Annotated in this window: 20 protein-coding genes and 1 pseudogene; 13 read left to right on the top strand and 8 right to left on the bottom strand. The window is 25.5% G+C overall.

Annotation, left to right across the window (positions count from 1 at the left end; all coding sequences use genetic code 11):
- On the bottom strand, nt 1-723 hold the full coding sequence (locus AELL_RS12005; RefSeq protein WP_118918181.1) for a DUF4198 domain-containing protein: 723 nt from the start codon (nt 721-723) through the stop codon (nt 1-3).
- Nucleotides 724-950: 227 nt separating this feature from the next.
- Between AELL_RS12005 and AELL_RS12010 the strand changes: the two genes are divergently transcribed.
- Nucleotides 951-1,547 carry a nucleotide-binding protein gene (locus tag AELL_RS12010; protein ID WP_118918182.1) on the top strand — a complete coding sequence of 199 codons (597 nt, stop codon included), beginning with the start codon at nt 951-953 and terminating at the stop codon, nt 1,545-1,547.
- A gap of 1 nt (nt 1,548) precedes the next feature.
- Nucleotides 1,549-1,818: a hypothetical protein gene (locus tag AELL_RS12015; protein ID WP_118918183.1), complete on the top strand. Its 270-nt coding sequence runs from the start codon at nt 1,549-1,551 to the stop codon at nt 1,816-1,818.
- Here AELL_RS12015 and AELL_RS12020 read toward each other — a convergent pair.
- Both AELL_RS12020 and AELL_RS12025 read right to left on the bottom strand, forming a co-directional pair.
- Entirely contained in the window at nt 1,815-2,201 is a 387-nt protein-coding gene (locus AELL_RS12020) for a VOC family protein (RefSeq protein WP_118918184.1), read from the bottom strand. The two genes, AELL_RS12015 and AELL_RS12020, sit on opposite strands and share 4 nt — an antisense overlap.
- Nucleotides 2,202-2,212: 11 nt before the next feature.
- Nucleotides 2,213-3,349, bottom strand: coding sequence for an MFS transporter (locus AELL_RS12025; RefSeq protein WP_118918185.1), 1,137 nt, complete (start codon nt 3,347-3,349; stop codon nt 2,213-2,215).
- A 150-nt stretch (nt 3,350-3,499) separates the two neighbouring features.
- On the opposite strand from AELL_RS12025, the gene AELL_RS12030 reads away from it, so the two are divergent.
- Nucleotides 3,500-4,492 (top strand): prephenate dehydratase, encoded by a 993-nt coding sequence (locus AELL_RS12030; RefSeq protein WP_118918186.1) that lies wholly within the window; start codon nt 3,500-3,502, stop codon nt 4,490-4,492.
- 24 nt (nt 4,493-4,516) lie between these two features.
- Nucleotides 4,517-5,194 (top strand): response regulator transcription factor, encoded by a 678-nt coding sequence (locus AELL_RS12035; protein WP_192941198.1) that lies wholly within the window; start codon nt 4,517-4,519, stop codon nt 5,192-5,194.
- A gap of 36 nt (nt 5,195-5,230) precedes the next feature.
- Here the strand turns inward: AELL_RS12035 and AELL_RS12040 are convergent, their stop codons facing one another.
- The 3 genes from AELL_RS12040 to AELL_RS12050 form a co-directional block, all read right to left on the bottom strand.
- Entirely contained in the window at nt 5,231-7,474 is a 2,244-nt protein-coding gene (locus tag AELL_RS12040; protein WP_118918187.1) for a methyl-accepting chemotaxis protein, read from the bottom strand.
- Between the two features lie 8 nt (nt 7,475-7,482).
- Entirely contained in the window at nt 7,483-7,872 is a 390-nt protein-coding gene (locus AELL_RS12045; RefSeq protein ID WP_118918188.1) for a PAS domain-containing protein, read from the bottom strand.
- A 130-nt stretch (nt 7,873-8,002) separates the two neighbouring features.
- Entirely contained in the window at nt 8,003-9,886 is a 1,884-nt protein-coding gene (locus AELL_RS12050; RefSeq protein WP_118918189.1) for a methyl-accepting chemotaxis protein, read from the bottom strand.
- 148 nt (nt 9,887-10,034) lie between these two features.
- Between AELL_RS12050 and AELL_RS12055 the strand changes: the two genes are divergently transcribed.
- Both AELL_RS12055 and leuB read left to right on the top strand, forming a co-directional pair.
- Nucleotides 10,035-10,829: an SDR family NAD(P)-dependent oxidoreductase gene (locus tag AELL_RS12055; RefSeq protein ID WP_118918190.1), complete on the top strand. Its 795-nt coding sequence runs from the start codon at nt 10,035-10,037 to the stop codon at nt 10,827-10,829.
- 20 nt (nt 10,830-10,849) lie between these two features.
- Nucleotides 10,850-11,913 (top strand): annotated as a pseudogene (gene leuB, locus AELL_RS12060) (3-isopropylmalate dehydrogenase).
- A 215-nt stretch (nt 11,914-12,128) separates the two neighbouring features.
- Here leuB and AELL_RS12065 read toward each other — a convergent pair.
- Nucleotides 12,129-12,665 carry a hypothetical protein gene (locus AELL_RS12065; protein WP_118918191.1) on the bottom strand — a complete coding sequence of 179 codons (537 nt, stop codon included), beginning with the start codon at nt 12,663-12,665 and terminating at the stop codon, nt 12,129-12,131.
- Nucleotides 12,666-12,845: 180 nt separating this feature from the next.
- Nucleotides 12,846-13,247, bottom strand: a complete 402-nt coding sequence (locus AELL_RS12070) for a helix-turn-helix domain-containing protein (protein ID WP_118918192.1) — start codon at nt 13,245-13,247, stop codon at nt 12,846-12,848.
- A 350-nt stretch (nt 13,248-13,597) separates the two neighbouring features.
- Between AELL_RS12070 and AELL_RS12075 the strand changes: the two genes are divergently transcribed.
- The 7 genes from AELL_RS12075 (at nt 13,598) to AELL_RS12105 (ending at nt 17,248) form a co-directional block, all read left to right on the top strand.
- Nucleotides 13,598-13,855 carry a hypothetical protein gene (locus AELL_RS12075; RefSeq protein WP_118918193.1) on the top strand — a complete coding sequence of 86 codons (258 nt, stop codon included), beginning with the start codon at nt 13,598-13,600 and terminating at the stop codon, nt 13,853-13,855.
- Between the two features lie 11 nt (nt 13,856-13,866).
- On the top strand, nt 13,867-14,070 hold the full coding sequence (locus AELL_RS12080) for a helix-turn-helix transcriptional regulator (protein WP_118918194.1): 204 nt from the start codon (nt 13,867-13,869) through the stop codon (nt 14,068-14,070).
- A gap of 129 nt (nt 14,071-14,199) precedes the next feature.
- Nucleotides 14,200-14,541, top strand: a complete 342-nt coding sequence (locus tag AELL_RS12085; protein ID WP_118918195.1) for a hypothetical protein — start codon at nt 14,200-14,202, stop codon at nt 14,539-14,541.
- A 116-nt stretch (nt 14,542-14,657) separates the two neighbouring features.
- On the top strand, nt 14,658-15,026 hold the full coding sequence (locus AELL_RS12090) for a hypothetical protein (protein WP_118918196.1): 369 nt from the start codon (nt 14,658-14,660) through the stop codon (nt 15,024-15,026).
- A gap of 118 nt (nt 15,027-15,144) precedes the next feature.
- Nucleotides 15,145-15,855 (top strand): P-loop NTPase family protein, encoded by a 711-nt coding sequence (locus AELL_RS12095; RefSeq protein ID WP_118918197.1) that lies wholly within the window; start codon nt 15,145-15,147, stop codon nt 15,853-15,855.
- Between the two features lie 11 nt (nt 15,856-15,866).
- Nucleotides 15,867-16,670: a P-loop NTPase family protein gene (locus AELL_RS12100; RefSeq protein WP_118918198.1), complete on the top strand. Its 804-nt coding sequence runs from the start codon at nt 15,867-15,869 to the stop codon at nt 16,668-16,670.
- 5 nt (nt 16,671-16,675) lie between these two features.
- The gene (locus AELL_RS12105; protein WP_118918199.1) at nt 16,676-17,248 is read left to right on the top strand and encodes a hypothetical protein; all 573 of its coding nucleotides are present in this window, start codon (nt 16,676-16,678) and stop codon (nt 17,246-17,248) included.
- Nucleotides 17,249-17,252: the final 4 nt, after the last annotated feature.

Raw genomic sequence — 17,252 nt, forward strand, 5'->3', positions numbered from 1 at the left:
CTAATAAGCTTTTATCCAAAGTAAAGCACCATTTTCAATAGGATATTTTTTACCTTCAAACTCTTTTTCACCCTCTTCTATTAAAGCTGCAAATCCCCACCAACCTTTGTGATTCATTACAAAAGAAAAAACTCCATTGTCATCAGTTTTTACTACTTGAGTTATGTGTGCATCTGTTGGAGCTTTTAAACCAAATTCATTATAAAGTTCAACTTCTACTTCTACATTTGAAGCAGGTTTTCCATCATGTAAAACTTTTCCTTGAAAAATATTTCCAGAATATAAACCAAAAGGTTTTACCATAGGTATTATTTCATATTTTAAACCAAGAGGTGTATCCCAACCATCTTCTACTCCAAAAGCACTAATCATCAATTTTGGAACATGGGAAATAAATTTTTCTTCTGCTCTTTCAAAATATGGTTGTGGTTCTGTAAAAAATTTATAAATACCAGGTTTTTTAATTTGATAATTTGTACTCCAAGCTTTATGCTCAAATTTTTTAGTTTCAACTAAAACTAAAGGATTCTCTTTTGATTCTAAAAAAACTCCAATTGGTTTTTCCATTGTCATGCCAGTTTGTTCAAATGGATGAATAAACATAACATCAATTTTTAAATTTGAATCTTTTTTTTCATTAATATAATCACTACTAGGAATTGATGTTAAAAAATGTGCATTTGCAAATATTCCCATAATTAAAATCATAAAACTTTTTTTCATTAAATTTCCTTGTCTAAAATTCTAGTAGGATTATATTTATATGCTAGTTACATAAAAATAAATTACAGTAATTCTTATATATTTTTAGAACAAAATATATTTATATATAGAACTATATATTATTTTTATATAAGTTATATATTTTATATAAATATATATTTTGTTATAATTTCAATCTATAAAATATAATATTATATATTTATATATAGAAATAATTAAGGAAATACATGTCTTACGTTGTTTATAGTATTAAAGGTGGTGTTGGGAAAACAACATTATCTGTTCAAATCTCTCAAATGTTAGAATTTACATATGTAACAAATGACTCACATTCATCAGCTCACAACCTAATGCCTGAAGAAAAAGGTTTTTTAGTTTCAAGTGAAGAGTATGAAGAGATTCCTTTTGATGAAAATGTAGTTTATGATTTTGGTGGATTTAAAGATAAAAGAATAAATGAAGTAATAAAACAAGTTAATAAAGTAATCATTCCTACATTAACCTCAATCGTTGATGTTCAAGCAACCCTTGCTACACTTAAAGATGTTATGGAAATAAATAAAAATATCATCATTGTAGTAAATAGAACAAAAAACAATAATAAAGCCACTGAACTAAAAGAGTATTTAGAAGAAGAATTAAAAAAACTTTATGGAAAAGTTGAAATTCCAATCATATTTGTAAGAGAATCATCTATATTAGAAGACTCTTTATTTGATTGTGAATATGTAGAAAATAAAGCAGGAAATAATAGATTTAAAAGACATATTTATAGAAATGCAATAGAAGATATGATTAATCTAAAAAAAGTTTTAAAGGCTTAAAATGGGATATGCAGATAAATTAAAACTAAATTCATCAAAAATCAAAACTGATGAAAAAGTTTTAGAAGAGAGTTCAAAAAAGAAAATATCAGGTCGCCCTAAAAAAGCTATTGAAGAGGTTAGAAATACAGCTATTCCTGTTGCACTTAATCAAAAAGAGAAAGATTGGATAGAAGAACAAGCTTTAAAAATGTCAAAAGAAGTAGGAGTTAAAATCACTACTTCTGCTTGGATGAGAATGACTCTATTAAAAGATATGCCAGAGAATTAAACTTCAATATAATTTGATAGTTCAATTAGGTTCATATCAGGGTCACGTAGATAAATAGATTCAATTTTTCCATTTGCACCTGTTCTATTAACGATCCCCTCTTCTATTTTTAGACCAATTGATTCTAAATATTTTTTTACTTCACTAAGTTTTGAATCAATAATAAAACACAAATCAGCACTCCCCTCTTTTACATTAAAGGCTTTTGGTTCAAATTCATTTCCTAATTTATGTAAATTTATTTTTTGATTTCCAAATTTTAAAGCAACTCTATTTTCACCAAAAATCTCTTTTTTCATTCCTAATATTTCATAAAATTCAACAGTTTTATTTATATCTTTTACTGTCAAAACCAAATGGTCAATATTTGTTATTTTGAACATATTATTTCCTTTTAAAATATTCTTCTTCTTTTTACAATTAAAAGCATAATCATAAATAAAATGGCACAAAACATATATATAACAACATTCCATCCAAATTTTTCATAAATAATTGAAGGAATATAAGAACCCATTGCTCCACCTAAATAATAAAAAGTAAGATACATTCCTGAAGTTAAAGATTTTTGTGAAGATTTCATTGAGTTTGCTAAACCTGTACTTACAGTATGAACCGTAAACATTCCTAAACAAAATAAAAATAACAACATAAACATTGTAATAATATTTGGAACAGTTAAAAATATAGTTATAAATAAAAAGAATATCAAACCAATTAAAATAGTGTTTATTTCATTTCTAAAATATTTGATAATCTTTTTTGAATTTAAAGAGACTAAAATTCCCATTCCATATCCTAAATAAAGTAAAGATATTTGAAATTCAGATGTTTGAGAAGAGATATCTTTTACCCTAAAAGGTAATACATTTAAAACTCCTGCAAAAACAAAAAATACACAAAACATCAATAAATATATAGTTGAAAATCTTTTATCTTTTAATATTGATAATACATCACTTATTTTAGGTTTTACAATCGTTGCTTCACCCTCATAAGATAATTTATTTACAAAATAAATTGATATTAAAATAGCAAGAGATAAAGAGTAAAATACATATTGATAAGAAAAATTAGTTGCTATAAATCCTGAAAAAATTCTTCCAACTAAACCACCAAAAACCGTAGCTGCAACATAAATTGACATATTAAATTTGACATTTTCTTTATCAATACTTGCCAAAATACTCATAAGTGAAGTAAGAATTGCAGGAACAACTAAGGCTTCAATTGTTCTAAAAAGTAAAAACCACTCGTAATTTGTAGATAATCCTAAAAAAATATTTGTAACAAATAAAACTATTGAAGAGTTTATTAACATTTTTTTAGCATTTACTTTTTCTAATAAATATCCATAAATTATTGGTGAAATTGCTAAAAATAGCATGATAATTGCTGTAAACTGCGAAGCTTTTGTTATAGAAACATTAAATTCACGTGCAAGCAGTGGTTGTAGTGGTTGCGTTGCATACATCACAGATAAAACTATGATAATACAATAAACAATAATAAATAAATCAAATCTTTTCATCTCATCTCTTTCCAATCAAACATATAAAAAAGTGATAATATAGAGCAATATCCATAAAGAAAGGGTTAAAACAGATATATTAAAAAAGCGATTTTTTTACGATTCTTTTTTTATATTATTGTTAATAACTATATAAAAAAGGAATTAACTTTGAGTAATAAATCAACTAAAAAAGAAGAAGAACTTCAAGAAATTGATAAAAAAATATTAAAACTTTTGTCTAAAAGAAATAAACTCTTAAAAGATTTTAAAGATACCAATTTCTTTTCATACAATAATAACTTTATTGAAAATATTAAAAATGAAATGTTTTTAGAGTTAGAACATGAAAAAATCGATGAAAAGATTGTTTATTTAGGTCCTGAAGGAAGTTATACTCAAGAGGCTGCCATAAATAAATTTGGTATAGGTAAAACATATTATTCAGTTAATTCTATAAAAAATATTTTTTATGAAGTAAATGAAGATAGAGCAAAATATGGAGTTGTACCAATTGAAAATAGTTCTAATGGAATAGTTGGAGATACAATTAACTGTTTTGATACTTATAACTTAAATATAATTGGTGAAACTATTTTGGATATTCATCATACACTTGTTAGTAATTGCAATAAAATTGAAGATATAAAAATAATTTATTCAAAAGATATTGCCTTTGACCAATGTTCAATCTTTTTAGAAAATTATCATCTAAATGAGACTAAATATGAATATGTTGATTCAACAACAAAAGCAGCTAAATTGGCTTCACAAATACCAAATAGTGCGGCAATTTGTTCTAAACTTGCTGCTAAAACAAATCATATACCAATTTTATTTAATGATATTGAAGATAATAAAAATAATAAAACTAGATTTTTTATCATTAGTAAAGAATCAACAAAAAAAACCAAAAATGATAAAACTTCAATTATAGTTCAATTGCCTAATAAATATGGTTGTTTGATTGATTTTTTAAATGACTTTAAAGAGAATAAAATAAATCTAAATAAAATAAAATCACATATTGTAAAAGGAATATCTACATTTTTTATTGAATTTGATGGTCATAAAGATGATTCTAATGTAAAAAAGATTTTAAATAAGCATAGTAATAATATAAAAGTTTTAGGCTCTTATAAAAAAGAGATTGAAGATATTTAATTTGCGATAAATTTGCGATTGGATTTGAATAATCTTACCTTTCATAATTTAACAAGAGAGGTATGGTATGAAAAAATTTACAAAGAGAAGTCTAATTGCAGCTTTGTCATTAATTATTTAAAAGGACCTACAACAGGAATTGAACTTGCTAAAGAATTAAAAAATATAATTCCTACTACACCTGTTGTTTTTTTAACAGCAAATTCAGAAGTAGCAACTATAAAAAAAGCTTCTGAAACTTTTGCTTATGGGTATATCTTAAAACCCTACAAAAAATCAAATCTACACGCTGCAATAGAAATTGCTCTGAAAAAATCTGCAGAAGATAATGCCAAAATAAAAAAACTTGAAGCTGTTGAAAATGTAAATAAAACTTTACTTCATCAACTAGAACTAAACAATGAACAAAGGTCACGTACTATTCAATTAAAATATGGTTATTTATTTGATAAAGAAAAAGAGATTTTATATTATGGTGATGAACCTGTTAAATTGACTACAAAAGAGACAAAAATTATAAAATATCTTTGTGACAGTCCAGGTCATAATGTATCTCAAGAACAACTTGAATATGCAATTTGGCAAGATGAACCAGCAGGTTATGCTGCTTTTAGATCTGTATTATTTAGACTTAGAAATAAAGTTCATAAAGATTTAATTAGTAATCAAAATAACACTGGATATAAAATAGAACTTTTTTAAAATTAGAAAAGGAGAAAATTACTATTTTCTCCTTTCTTATTTTCCTCTAAATTCTTTTGTATTAACAGCTGTTACAATATTATTTGCTAATACTGAGGTTTGAGTTGCAATATCATTTGTTTGGTTTGCAATATTTGCATTTACTTGAGTTTGTTTATCTAAACTATTTATAGCATCACTGATTTGTTCCATCGCAACTTTTTGTTCATTTGCGCCATTTGATACATCATTTATTAAACTTATAGTGTTATTTATATTTTGACTTATATGATTATAACCCTCTATCATAGAAGCAGCTATTTGTTTACCATCATTTGCTTTTAATGTTGCATTTGAAACTAAAGTTTTTATTTCATGGGCTGCTTCTGCACTTCTATTTGCTAAGTTTCGCACCTCTTGAGCAACAACAGCAAATCCTTTTCCTGCTTCTCCAGCAGTTGCTGCTTCAACAGCTGCGTTTAGACTTAAAATGTTTGTTTGAAATGCTATTTGGTCAATTATTGAGATTGATTCAGTTATTGCATTTACTTGAATATTTATCTCTTCCATAGAATTAACAGTTTGTTCAGCTAATTTTTCTCCACTTATAACTGAACTACTTAATTCATTTGCATTTTTTGCCATCATTGCTACATTTTGAGTGCTTTGTATTATATTACTTGTTATCTCTTCAACAGCTGCTGCTGTTTCTTCTAATCTTGCTGCTGCATCATTTGAAGCTTTATTTAATTGATTTACATTTTTTGTTAATTGATTTGAACCTTTTTGAAGGATCAATGCATTTTGTTTATTTTCTAATAACATTGATGTAATAGCTTCACCTAAATTATTTATTCCATCTACTAACTCTTTTAATTCCCCATAAATATCATTATTATTTATACTATTTAGATAGTTATAGTTTGAGTATTGGGCTAAAACTTTTAAAATATCAGAGTTAATTTTTTGCTGAGTATCAAGCATTTTATTTATTGTTTTTGCTAAAGTTTGAACTTGTGGATTAGCTGCTTTTGAGTTCACTCTACAAGAATAATAACCTTTTTGAAATTTATCTAAAGTAATAGTTGCTTCACCTACACAAAGTAAATCTTTTTCTAAATCTCCATTTATTCTATCTATATTAAAATTTACCATTTTAGCAAGTTTTCCCAACTCACCTCTTGTATTTAAGTCTATATATTCAAGTTCATTTATCTCTCTATTTAGGTATTTCATAAACTGCTCAATACCTTTGTATATTTTATCAATAGCACGAGTTATACTTGAATTAAAGAAGATTATAAAATAGATTATTAAAGAAATAATACTTAAACTAATGATTACTAAAAAATACATGAACTTAGTTTGAGTTGATAAATCTTTTTCTATTTGTTCTATTAAATTTTGTGAAAGATAGTCATCAATTTGTTTTAAAATATTTATTTTTTCTGTCATTTTACTAAACCAAAGAGTTGGTTCTAAATCTAATTTTACATCTTTATTATCCACATAAGATAACAGATTTTTTCTTATCTCTTTTAATTCATCTATTGAAGAGTGATTAATTTTATCTAGGAAAAACTTTTTATTTTCATCTGATGAATATTTTAAAAATCCATCAATAAAAATCTGTTGTTCATATACTAATCCAGCATATTTTTCATATGCTCCTAGAGCAAAACTTTTTGAAGCAAAAATATTTGAACCAATCCCTCTTTCAAGACCTGCTCTCTCTTTTGCCATCAAAAAATTATAATAGGCTATTAATGTTCTTGTATCTTTCTCTTTTTCTACTTTAGTTGTTGTAAGTGCAATAAAATCTAAAAGCATAGAATTTATATTTGTATAATAAACTAGAGCCGTACTACTTTTTATTTTCAAATTATTTATATCATTTCTAACTTCTTCTAAAGTTGCTAACTCTTTTAATATCTTTGATATTAAAGTATAAGCATTTAAAGGAAAAATCTCAGAGTTTAAAGTTTGAACAGTTTTTTTAAACTCATTTATATTTTTATTTGTAAGTTCTTTTTGTTCTGTTAAGTTATCTTTGAATTTAACGCCATTACTTCCTATATAACCTGCACTCATTCCTCTTTCTTTTTGAGTTTCATGCAATAATAAAGATATTTTAACATTTAGATTTGCTAACTCTTTCATATCTTCTAATTGGTTTACTTTTTTGTATGTGTTAAAATTTAGAAAAAAAGATAAAATAATTATAAATATCAAAGGAAAAACACTTATAACTTTTATTTTATTTCTAATAGACATTGTTTTTAAAAATTTTATTATTCCCATTATCTTTCCTACTTCATATTTTTATAAATATTTTCATATTTTTCTATTTCATTTCTTGAAGCAATTCTTCTACAAGAGATATAGCCTTTCGAACCATCACACGAAGTAAAAGGAAATACTGTTGCAAAAACCCAATAATAATCCCCCGATTTTGTAGCATTTTTTACAAAACCTTTCCAAGGTTTACCACTTTTTACTGTTTTCCATAACTCTTCAAATGCAGCTTTTGGCATATCTTTATGTCTTACAATATTATGTGGTTTTCCTACTAATTCATCTAATTTAAAACCGGAAACTTCACAAAACTCTTCATTTGCATATCTTATAATTCCTTTTTCATCAGTTTCTGACAATAAAAAAGATTCAAGACTCAATTTAATCTCTTTTCCCAAATTCATTTTTCCTAAAATAATTTTTTCGAATAGTACTTAAATAGTAAAAGGTAATTATTGATTGAAGTCAATAATTACCTTTTATATATGAGAAATTAAAAATTTATCTTGGGAAAAATAGTTTTAAGATAGGTTTTTACCTATCTATTTTCATAATCTCTTCTTTCCCTATAAAATTTTTATTATTTGCTTCATTGAATATATTTTTTGCGATTTTTTCAGTTTGAATTGCGATATCATAAGTTTGATTCATAATTGAACCATTAAGTTTTGTTTGAGAATCTAAATCATCAATAATATTATTAACTTCTAAAATATCCTTTTCTTGGTTTGTACTTAAATTAGTAATTGTATTTATCATCAAAGTTGATTTATTTATATTTTCAAGTAGTTCATCATAACCTTTTATCATACTACTTGAAATAGACTTACCTTCATTTGCTTTATTTGTGGCATTTTCAACTAATTGTTTTATTTCACGTGCAGCTTCTGAACTTCTACTTGCAAGATTTCTAACTTCTCCTGCTACAACTGCAAACCCTTTCCCTGTTTCCCCAGCAGTTGCTGCTTCAACTGCTGCATTTAGTGATAATATGTTTGTTTGAAAAGCAATTTGGTCAATTATCATTATTGCTTCATTTATTAAATTAACTTGATTAGTAATTTCATCCATAGAGTTAGAAGTATTTAAAGCTAATTTTTGTCCCTCTTTTGCAGAAATATTTAACTCTTGTGCATATTTGCTCAACTGAGAAATATTTCCATTACTTTCTACAATTACATTTGTAATATTTTTTAAAGAATCATTTGTTTTATCCAAAGAGATAATTGTATCTTTTGTAGAATCATTTAAAGTATTTATATACTCAATTAATCTATTTGAAGCACAATCTAAAGTAATTCCTCTTAATAAAGATTGTTTTAATAATTCTGAAATCTCTTCTGTTAAAAAATTAATATTTTCAATAAACTCAGCGATTTCACCCTTTTGATTTCTTATTTCAACTTTGTTTATAAATTTATAACTACTAAACTCTTTTAAAACAACAGAAATTGATTCTATATTTAATCTTAATTCATTTATCATCAAATTAAAAGCTTCACATAAACTATTAAGTTGTTGATTATTTGGGACTTTTTCTACTTTAACATTCAAATAACCTTTATTAATTTGAGAAACCACAGCTAAAACATTTTCAACTGTTTCATTATCTTTTTGTATTCCATCTTTTATCTTATATATATTCTCATTTATAATTTTTGACATCTTTCCAAACTCATTTGTATCACTCTCTTTCATAAACTCAATATCTTTTGACTCATTTGATAAGTACCTAAAAAAAGAGAGTAATCCTTCTTGAAAAGTTTTTAAAGAACGTTTAATATCTGTAAAAATTGTATAAGTAATCAAAACTGCTAAAACTATACTAATTAAAAAAATTGCAAGTATGATATTTAAAATATTCTCTTTTATTTTTTTTGAATTTTCATAAAACTCTTTTCCATTTTTTTCAGCCAATTTTGTCAATTCATCCATTTGTTTATATAAAATCACATCATGGGGCATAGCTTTTTCTTTGATAAGTTTTCCAGCAAGTTGCATATTTCCACTAATCATCGCATCTACAACTTCTGTTCGTAAAGGAATCCAAGTAATAAACTGTTTTTTTGCTTCATTAAGTTTTGTTTTATCCCCTAAAAAAGAGTTTTCTAACTCTTTAAATAAACCAAATATCTCTTTATCAATTTTACTAATTTTTTCAATAGCTAATTGTTTTTCTTCTTTTGAATTTGTTAAAGCGATATCTTTAACAGCACTTATTTCTAAAGTAATTCTAAAACTTATTGCTTTTGTTATATTACTCACTTGATAAGGATAATTATAAAATCTTGAAGTAATTGATGCTAAATCTTCTATTTTAGAAATAGAATAACTACTTATAAAAATTATCATAAAAATAAGTATAGAAAATCCAAAGATTATTTTTATATTAATACTTAAATCATTTATTTTATTCATTCATTTTGCCTTATTGTTTTTGTTCCAAGAATGTAATCTTATTTAATTATAATCGCACAAAATTCGCAATATTGGGAAATTACAAAAAGCGATTACTATGCGATTTTTTTTATATATATTTATTTCATAAATCATAAAGGATTATTATATGGATTTAAAAATAGCAAATAAGACTGCTTTAATTACAGGTTCAACTCAAGGAATTGGATTTGAAACTGCTAGAAAATTATTACAAGAAGGTGTAAATGTAATAATTAATGGAAGAAATGAAAAAAAAGTAAATGATGCTGTTTCAAAACTAAAAAATGAATTTCCTAAAGGAAGAATAATAGGAATAACTGCTGATTTAAAAGATAATATTGGTTGCAATAAATTAATATCTAAAATTCCTCATATTGATATTTTAATAAATAATCTAGGTATTTTTGAACCAAAAAATTTTAAAGATATTACTGAACAAGAGTGGCTACATATGTTCAATGTAAATGTAATGAGTGGAGTAAGACTAGCTCAACACTATCTTTCTTCAATGATAAATGAAAATTGGGGAAGAATTATATTTATTTCAAGCGAATCAGCTATTCAAATTCCAAAAGAGATGATTCATTATGGTATGACAAAAACAGCTCAAATCTCTGTATCAAGAGGAATTGCTGAACTTACACGTGGAACAAATGTTACTTCAAATGCCATTTTATTAGGACCTTCAAAATCTGAAGGTGTTGTACAATTTATTGAAGAGTTTGCACAACAAAATAATTTAACATTTGAAGAAGTTGAAAAAGATTTTTTCAAAAATGTAAGACCAACATCACTTATTCAAAGATTTGCCCAAGTTGAAGAAGATGCAAATATGATTGTATATATAGCAAGTGCTTTATCAAGTGCAACAAATGGTGCTATTTTAAGAGCAGATGGTGGAGTAATTCAATCTGCATTCTAATTATAAAAAGGAAATAAAAAATGAAAAACTATAATATATCAATAATCAAAGGTGATGGGATAGGTCCAGAAATCGTTGATGAAGCAATAAAAGTATTAAACGCAGCTGCAAAAAAATGTGATTTTGAATTAAATTATAAAGAGTATTTAATGGGTGGTATGCTATTGATACTACTGGTGTTCCACTTCCACAAGAGACAGTTGATGGAGTTTTAAACTCTGATGCTTGTTTGTTTGGTGCAATTGGTGGAGAAAAATGGGATACACTTCCTAGAGAATTAAGACCAGAAACTGGATTATTAAAATTCAGAGAAGAAATGGGTGTATACGCAAACTTAAGACCTGCAATTATTTATGACGAATTAGTAAATGCATCAACTTTAAAACCTGAAGTAATTCAAGGTGTTGATATTATGATTGTAAGAGAATTTGGTGGAATCTATTTTGGAAAACCAAGAGAAAATGATGGATTTAAAGCATTTAATACAATGGTTTATACAAAACCAGAAATTGTAAGAATTGGTAAAACAGCATTTGAACTTACAAGAAAAAGAAGTAAAAGAGTTTGTTCTGTTGATAAAGCAAATGTTTTAGAAGTTTCTCAACTTTGGAGAGATACTATGAATGAATTAGCAAAAGATTACCCAGATGTTGAATTAACTCATATGTATGTAGATAACGCAGCAATGCAACTTGTAAGAAACCCAAAACAATTTGATGTTATCGTAACAGGAAATATCTTTGGTGATATTCTTTCAGATACAGCTTCAATGGTAGTTGGTTCAATTGGATTACTTCCAAGTGCTTCAACAGGAGATAAAACAGCAATATATGAACCAATACATGGCTCAGCACCAGATATAGCAGGAATGGGAATAGCAAATCCAATAGCAACAATCGTAAGTGCAGCAATGATGCTAAGATACTCTTTAAATGAAGTAAAAGCAGCAGATATGATAGAAGAAGCAATAAAAGCAGTATTAAAAGATGGATATAGAACAAAAGATTTAGCAGCATTTGATGCAAAAGAGGTGTTAAATACAACTGCTATGGGTGATATTGTTGCTAGATACGTAAGTAGATAATTTTTTCTATATAAATATATATTTATATATATAATATATAAATCAAATAAGCTTTAAAAGCTTATTTGATTAGATAATTAGTTTTTTGGGAGTAATTTTATAGGAACTATCTGGAACTAAATTTATTAATAAAACTAGCCAATTTATGGCTTTTCAAGATTGAATTACTTTTTTGATACCTGAAAAAGTACCTTTATCTTTTTTTATTTATACTCTTAAATAAAAACAACTACACAGAATATTATTGCAAGAAAAATCAAATCTATCTTAAAATAAAATTTTCCCTTATCATATGGTTCTAGATTTAGCTCAATTATATTTTTGTCGTTTGTAAACGCTTTATCTATCATATAATGAAAAAATGTAATTAAAAATATAATCAAAGAAGAAGCTAACAAATTTAATATAGATTCAGCTTTACGATCTATTCCAATGAAATTATTAAAATCTGAAAATAATAAAAAAATAGCAAAAGCAAAAAATAAAAATCCTAAAAAACAAACTATATATCTAAATAGTTTTACTATTGTTAAATTATATTCTTTATTAGATTTTTCATTTACAGATTTTCTAGTTCTAATTTTAAAGTACTCTTTAAAAAAATGGTTAGTTAAAATACTTTGAGCTAGATAGTAGTTATTATTATTTTGTCCAATATTACCATTCCCACCACTTATATTAAAAGTATCTTTATCTAATTTACTTTTAATTTCAATTAGATTTCCATTGATTTTTTTTAGTAACTCTTCCATTATTTATACATCCATTTAGAAATATTTAAATATAAGTATTTTATCTTTTTTAATTTCATAGAATATAATATAATTTTTAAATATTAATCCCTTATATTTTAATTATCAACATAATTTGATTTACGTTACATTTTATTATAAGAATTGCTAATTGTAATTTATTTTTAAAGTTTGAAGCATCTACAGATAATTTATCAATTCTTTTTTTATTTTTTCCAATTCTTCTTTTAAAAAATTCATTTTTTTTGTCATTTTTGCTAAATTTTCAATTTTCTTAAATTCTTCAAAAAGTTCAAGTTCATCTTCATTTTCAGAACCTTGATTAATTGTTCCACCATTTACTTGAGATATATTTTTTGTTCCACCTGAAATATGAAAAGTTGGTTTATCTTCACTTGAAAGCCAATCAAGAGAAACACCTGTCTCTTCTGCAACTTTAAGTAAATACTTATTTGGTATGGCATTCCTTTTTTTCCAACTATCTATTGTAGAAAGAGTTATATTAAGTTGACTTGCTAACTCTGAATATGAAGTAACATCCATTGCAATTTTCATTTTTTCAGTTGTAATTTTAACATCCATATCTTTTACCCTTATCAAATAATATCATTTAATAAAAAAGTTCAAAAAGAACTTGACATACATTCTAAAAGAATGTATAATACACTCAATGATTAGCCAAAATGAGTCACTTGGCTTTTTGATTATAACAAGTTGATTATAACAAGTTCTTTAATATGCAAAGCTAATAGATATAAATAGCCACTTCGGACTGGATATTAGTGCTTAGAAACAATAGTGACTGTTTTTAAGGTTGTTTTACTTTTTAATTAAAGGGTCAACTGTTATGCGGGGATATATGGTCAAAGGCATATATCAATTTACTTTGATTAATTTCAAAGATTTAGGATTAAACAAAATAAGGAAGAATAATGACAAATTCGGAAAAAGTAAAAATGATTATAAATGAAATAAAAGCTATGTACCCAAACAAAATGGTTTTAAATGCGACTCAAATGACAAGAACAATAGGAATAAGTTTGAGGACATTTTCTAGAATAATAATGGCTGAAGAATGGAGTAAATTACCACCATTTAAAAGCGAAGAAGTGAAAAGGAAAGATGGTATGAAAAGCACTAAATATCAATTTAATATTTTTGATATTGCTGAATTTTTATCAAAAAAATAGGGAGTAAAAGAATGAATGAAGATAAATTTATTAAAAAAGCAGAAGTACTTACTGAATATATAAAGATAGGAGAAACAAAACTTGATGAAATAATAAAGAATGGTAATTTTGTTGAGCCTATACCTATTGAAGGGTTTGCTCATAGCTTATATAGTGTCCTGGAGATACAAAAATGGATGGATGACCAAAAACAAAAAAGAAATATAAAAAAGTAACTCCCTCTTAAAAGACTTTGGCGAAGTGGCTAAGAGAGAGCTGTTAAAACGGCTTAAGGCTTTAACTAAGTGAATACTACAACATAGTAACTTAGTTTTTTACAATTACACACATGTGAGGATAAATATATGAGTGAAAAAGATAAGCAAACAGGATTAGCGGACTATACAACAATAAAACATCATCCACGTGTTAAATATGACCTTTCAAATAATGATTATTGCATTGCAAATGCAATATATCATCTTAGTAATAACCCAGATAGTAAATTCAAAGGTTGGTATTATGGAAAAATTGAAACATTAGGTCAAATGTTTAATTTTGGAAGAACTGCTACATATGAATCAATTAAAAAATTAACTGAAAAAAATCTAGTAGAAAAAGACCCAGAAAGTGGTTTTTTAAAAACAACAAATAAATGGTGGGATGAATTTGTAAATTTTGAAATTGGACAGTTGTCCGGAAAGTGAACTAGAATCCATAAAACGAATTATAACTGTTCGGAAAATGAATTAAATAATCCGGAATCCGGACACATATAATAATATATATAACAATATCCATAAAGAAGAAGAGGAAGAAGAAAATGATTGATGAAAATCAAAAAATTGAACTCTTTGATAAATTTTATGATTGGTTAAAAGCAGATGGATTGAAGCCTAAAACAAGTGAAAGACTGCATCGAAAAAAGATATTTAGTTCTTTACTTAACAATAATCAAATGACACTAGATAATTTTAAAGACTTTTTAGAAGATATAAAGATACAAGATATCGAAAACTTACAAAGTCAAACAATAAATTATCAAAATCAATTATTTACCATTGATGAAGTAGTAGTAAATAAAAATCTTGAAGAATTTACACTTAAAAATCTAGCTTTAAATGCCAACATAAAATGTAAATTTAATCAATTAGCTCAAATACAAAATTTAGTTCACAAAGAAAATAGTTAGCCAATATTTATGAGCTAAGGGAATGGTTAATTTTGTTTTGCCTACCCTTTAATCCCTACGGCAAAATCAAAGACAAGCAAAATTAACACGATATAAAACAACAGAAGAAAGGCAAAAGATGTCACAAAAAGAAAATACAAATACATTTGTAGTGTGTAGTTTAAAAGGTGGAGTTGGTACTACAACTTTATCTGAAATATTAGCTACATTATTACATAAAGAAGATAGAACACTAACTATTTATCACCCAGATAGTTTCAATGTTATTGATGATGAGCAACAAAATTTCGAATTGGTTCATATAGGTACAAAATCAATTCAATTACAAAATTTTGGTAAGAAAATTAGTTCAGAGTATATTGATTTTCTTTTCAAAAAAACAAGAAATATAAACATTGTTGATATAAATAAAGATGCTTTTGAGTTACTAGAAGAACTAGGTATGGGAGTTAATTATTATATTCCACTAACTGATAATGCAATTGAAGTAGATCTTGCAATCAAGACAATAGAAATAATCGAAGAATTTAGTATCGATCCAAAAATATATTTGATTCTGAATAAATGTAATTCATTAAATAAAAATGAGATAAAAAAACAATTTATAGGCTTGTTCGGGGATAAAAAAATAGGAATAAAATCAAGAATAGATGAAATAACTGTTGATAATATCTTCTATATTCCAACATCTAAAATATTTAGTGAATTCTCACTAACAAAAAGCAATCTACTTGATTATCTAAATTCAAATAATCAAAAAAATGAAGCATTTAATCAAGAAGTTGAACATTTTGTTCAAAAAATACAAGATTTAAAAAAATCGTTTTAAAAGGAAAACAAATGAAAAAGAATCAAAAAACAAATATTAATACACATGTTGTATGTAACACAAAAGGTGGCGTTGGAAAAACAATAACAGGTTCGATGATTTTACCTCTTATTTTACATTCTATGGACAAACAAATTTCAGTATATGAGATAGATGATAATAATCAAATTTCTATTTCATCAAATCACATTAAATTTAAAAGCATTCAAATTCGAGAAAGTGAAGATGTATTAGACCAAGTATATTTTGATAGTTTTTCACAAGATCTAAATAAAATAAATATCATAGATTGTGGAGGAGGAAATGACACAAAAGCAATTTTAAATTCTCTTGCTCAAAGTGATATGAATTCTCTTAACTACTACATTCCAATCAATGATGATTACGATCAAGTTGATAATGTAAAAACCACTATTAGATTAATCAAAAGCTTTGATTCTAATCCTACTATTAATTTAATTCTTAATAGATGTATTAGTATGGATAAAACAGAAATTAAAAAACAATTTTCTTCGCTTTTCGGTGATGATGAAATTGATCTTCCATCAAGAATTGAGCAACTAGAATTTGACAATCTATTCTTTATACCAAATACAAATATATTTTCACTTTTAAAATCTCACTATCAAATTGCATTACTTGATAGTTATATTAATGCTGCTGATTTAGTTGCAAATAAAGATACATATCATATTGCTTGGCAACAAGAAGGTGAAGAAAAATTTATGAGAAATATGAAAATGTTTAGATTTGCTAAAAAAGTTTTACAACTAGTTGAACAACTACAACCACTCAAAAAATCATTAGGAGTGTAATAACTATGGAAAACAAATTAATTGCAATTGATAAATCACAAATTGAAGAACTTATTGACACATTAAAATTTCTTCAATTGAAAGTTTTATCAACATTAAAAAATGATCAAGATGGTGGATTAGTAAAAGAACTTAAAAATATCAATGATGAAATAGCAAATCTTACTGATACAGTAAGTACACTTGATGACTTATGTCTTAAAAGCGAAGAAATATTAAAAAACTTCACAAATTTCGAAGTCAATTATAAAAAAATACTTGATGAACAAATATTGAAAGCTGAAAATTTGAAAGATACACTCGAACTAAGAGCAACAATTTGGACGGAACAATTAGGGGAAAATTTAAATACTCTCAAAAGTGAACTTGAAAAAGAAATCTCAAAAAAATTAAAAGATGTTGATTTAAAAAAATTTGAAAATGCAAATCAAAATGTAAAAGATGCAATTAAGAATTTTGATATTTTTCATCAAAAAATGGAAAAATCTTATTTAAAAAATAACATATTGACAGGAATTATAAGTTTTTTAGGTGGTGGTACTGTAATCGGTTCACTTGTTTATTTCTTTTTAAAATAAAGGA

Source organism: Arcobacter ellisii, from assembly GCF_003544915.1.
Classification (GTDB): domain Bacteria; phylum Campylobacterota; class Campylobacteria; order Campylobacterales; family Arcobacteraceae; genus Aliarcobacter; species Aliarcobacter ellisii.

Excerpts from the sequence above, each read along its gene's own strand:
- AELL_RS12090 (WP_118918196.1), top strand. The coding sequence starts at position 14,658 with ATGATTGATGAAAATCAAAAAATTGAACTCTTTGATAAATTTTATGAT.
- AELL_RS12075 (WP_118918193.1), top strand. The coding sequence starts at position 13,598 with ATGACAAATTCGGAAAAAGTAAAAATGATTATAAATGAAATAAAAGCT.
- AELL_RS12080 (WP_118918194.1), top strand. The coding sequence starts at position 13,867 with ATGAATGAAGATAAATTTATTAAAAAAGCAGAAGTACTTACTGAATAT.
- AELL_RS12085 (WP_118918195.1), top strand. The coding sequence starts at position 14,200 with ATGAGTGAAAAAGATAAGCAAACAGGATTAGCGGACTATACAACAATA.
- AELL_RS12005 (WP_118918181.1), bottom strand. The coding sequence starts at position 723 with ATGAAAAAAAGTTTTATGATTTTAATTATGGGAATATTTGCAAATGCA.
- AELL_RS12105 (WP_118918199.1), top strand. The coding sequence starts at position 16,676 with ATGGAAAACAAATTAATTGCAATTGATAAATCACAAATTGAAGAACTT.
- AELL_RS12095 (WP_118918197.1), top strand. The coding sequence starts at position 15,145 with ATGTCACAAAAAGAAAATACAAATACATTTGTAGTGTGTAGTTTAAAA.
- AELL_RS12055 (WP_118918190.1), top strand. The coding sequence starts at position 10,035 with ATGGATTTAAAAATAGCAAATAAGACTGCTTTAATTACAGGTTCAACT.
- AELL_RS12025 (WP_118918185.1), bottom strand. The coding sequence starts at position 3,349 with ATGAAAAGATTTGATTTATTTATTATTGTTTATTGTATTATCATAGTT.
- AELL_RS12040 (WP_118918187.1), bottom strand. The coding sequence starts at position 7,474 with ATGGGAATAATAAAATTTTTAAAAACAATGTCTATTAGAAATAAAATA.
- AELL_RS12100 (WP_118918198.1), top strand. The coding sequence starts at position 15,867 with ATGAAAAAGAATCAAAAAACAAATATTAATACACATGTTGTATGTAAC.
- AELL_RS12065 (WP_118918191.1), bottom strand. The coding sequence starts at position 12,665 with ATGGAAGAGTTACTAAAAAAAATCAATGGAAATCTAATTGAAATTAAA.
- AELL_RS12010 (WP_118918182.1), top strand. The coding sequence starts at position 951 with ATGTCTTACGTTGTTTATAGTATTAAAGGTGGTGTTGGGAAAACAACA.
- AELL_RS12015 (WP_118918183.1), top strand. The coding sequence starts at position 1,549 with ATGGGATATGCAGATAAATTAAAACTAAATTCATCAAAAATCAAAACT.
- AELL_RS12050 (WP_118918189.1), bottom strand. The coding sequence starts at position 9,886 with ATGAATAAAATAAATGATTTAAGTATTAATATAAAAATAATCTTTGGA.
- AELL_RS12070 (WP_118918192.1), bottom strand. The coding sequence starts at position 13,247 with ATGGATGTTAAAATTACAACTGAAAAAATGAAAATTGCAATGGATGTT.
- AELL_RS12045 (WP_118918188.1), bottom strand. The coding sequence starts at position 7,872 with ATGAATTTGGGAAAAGAGATTAAATTGAGTCTTGAATCTTTTTTATTG.
- AELL_RS12020 (WP_118918184.1), bottom strand. The coding sequence starts at position 2,201 with ATGTTCAAAATAACAAATATTGACCATTTGGTTTTGACAGTAAAAGAT.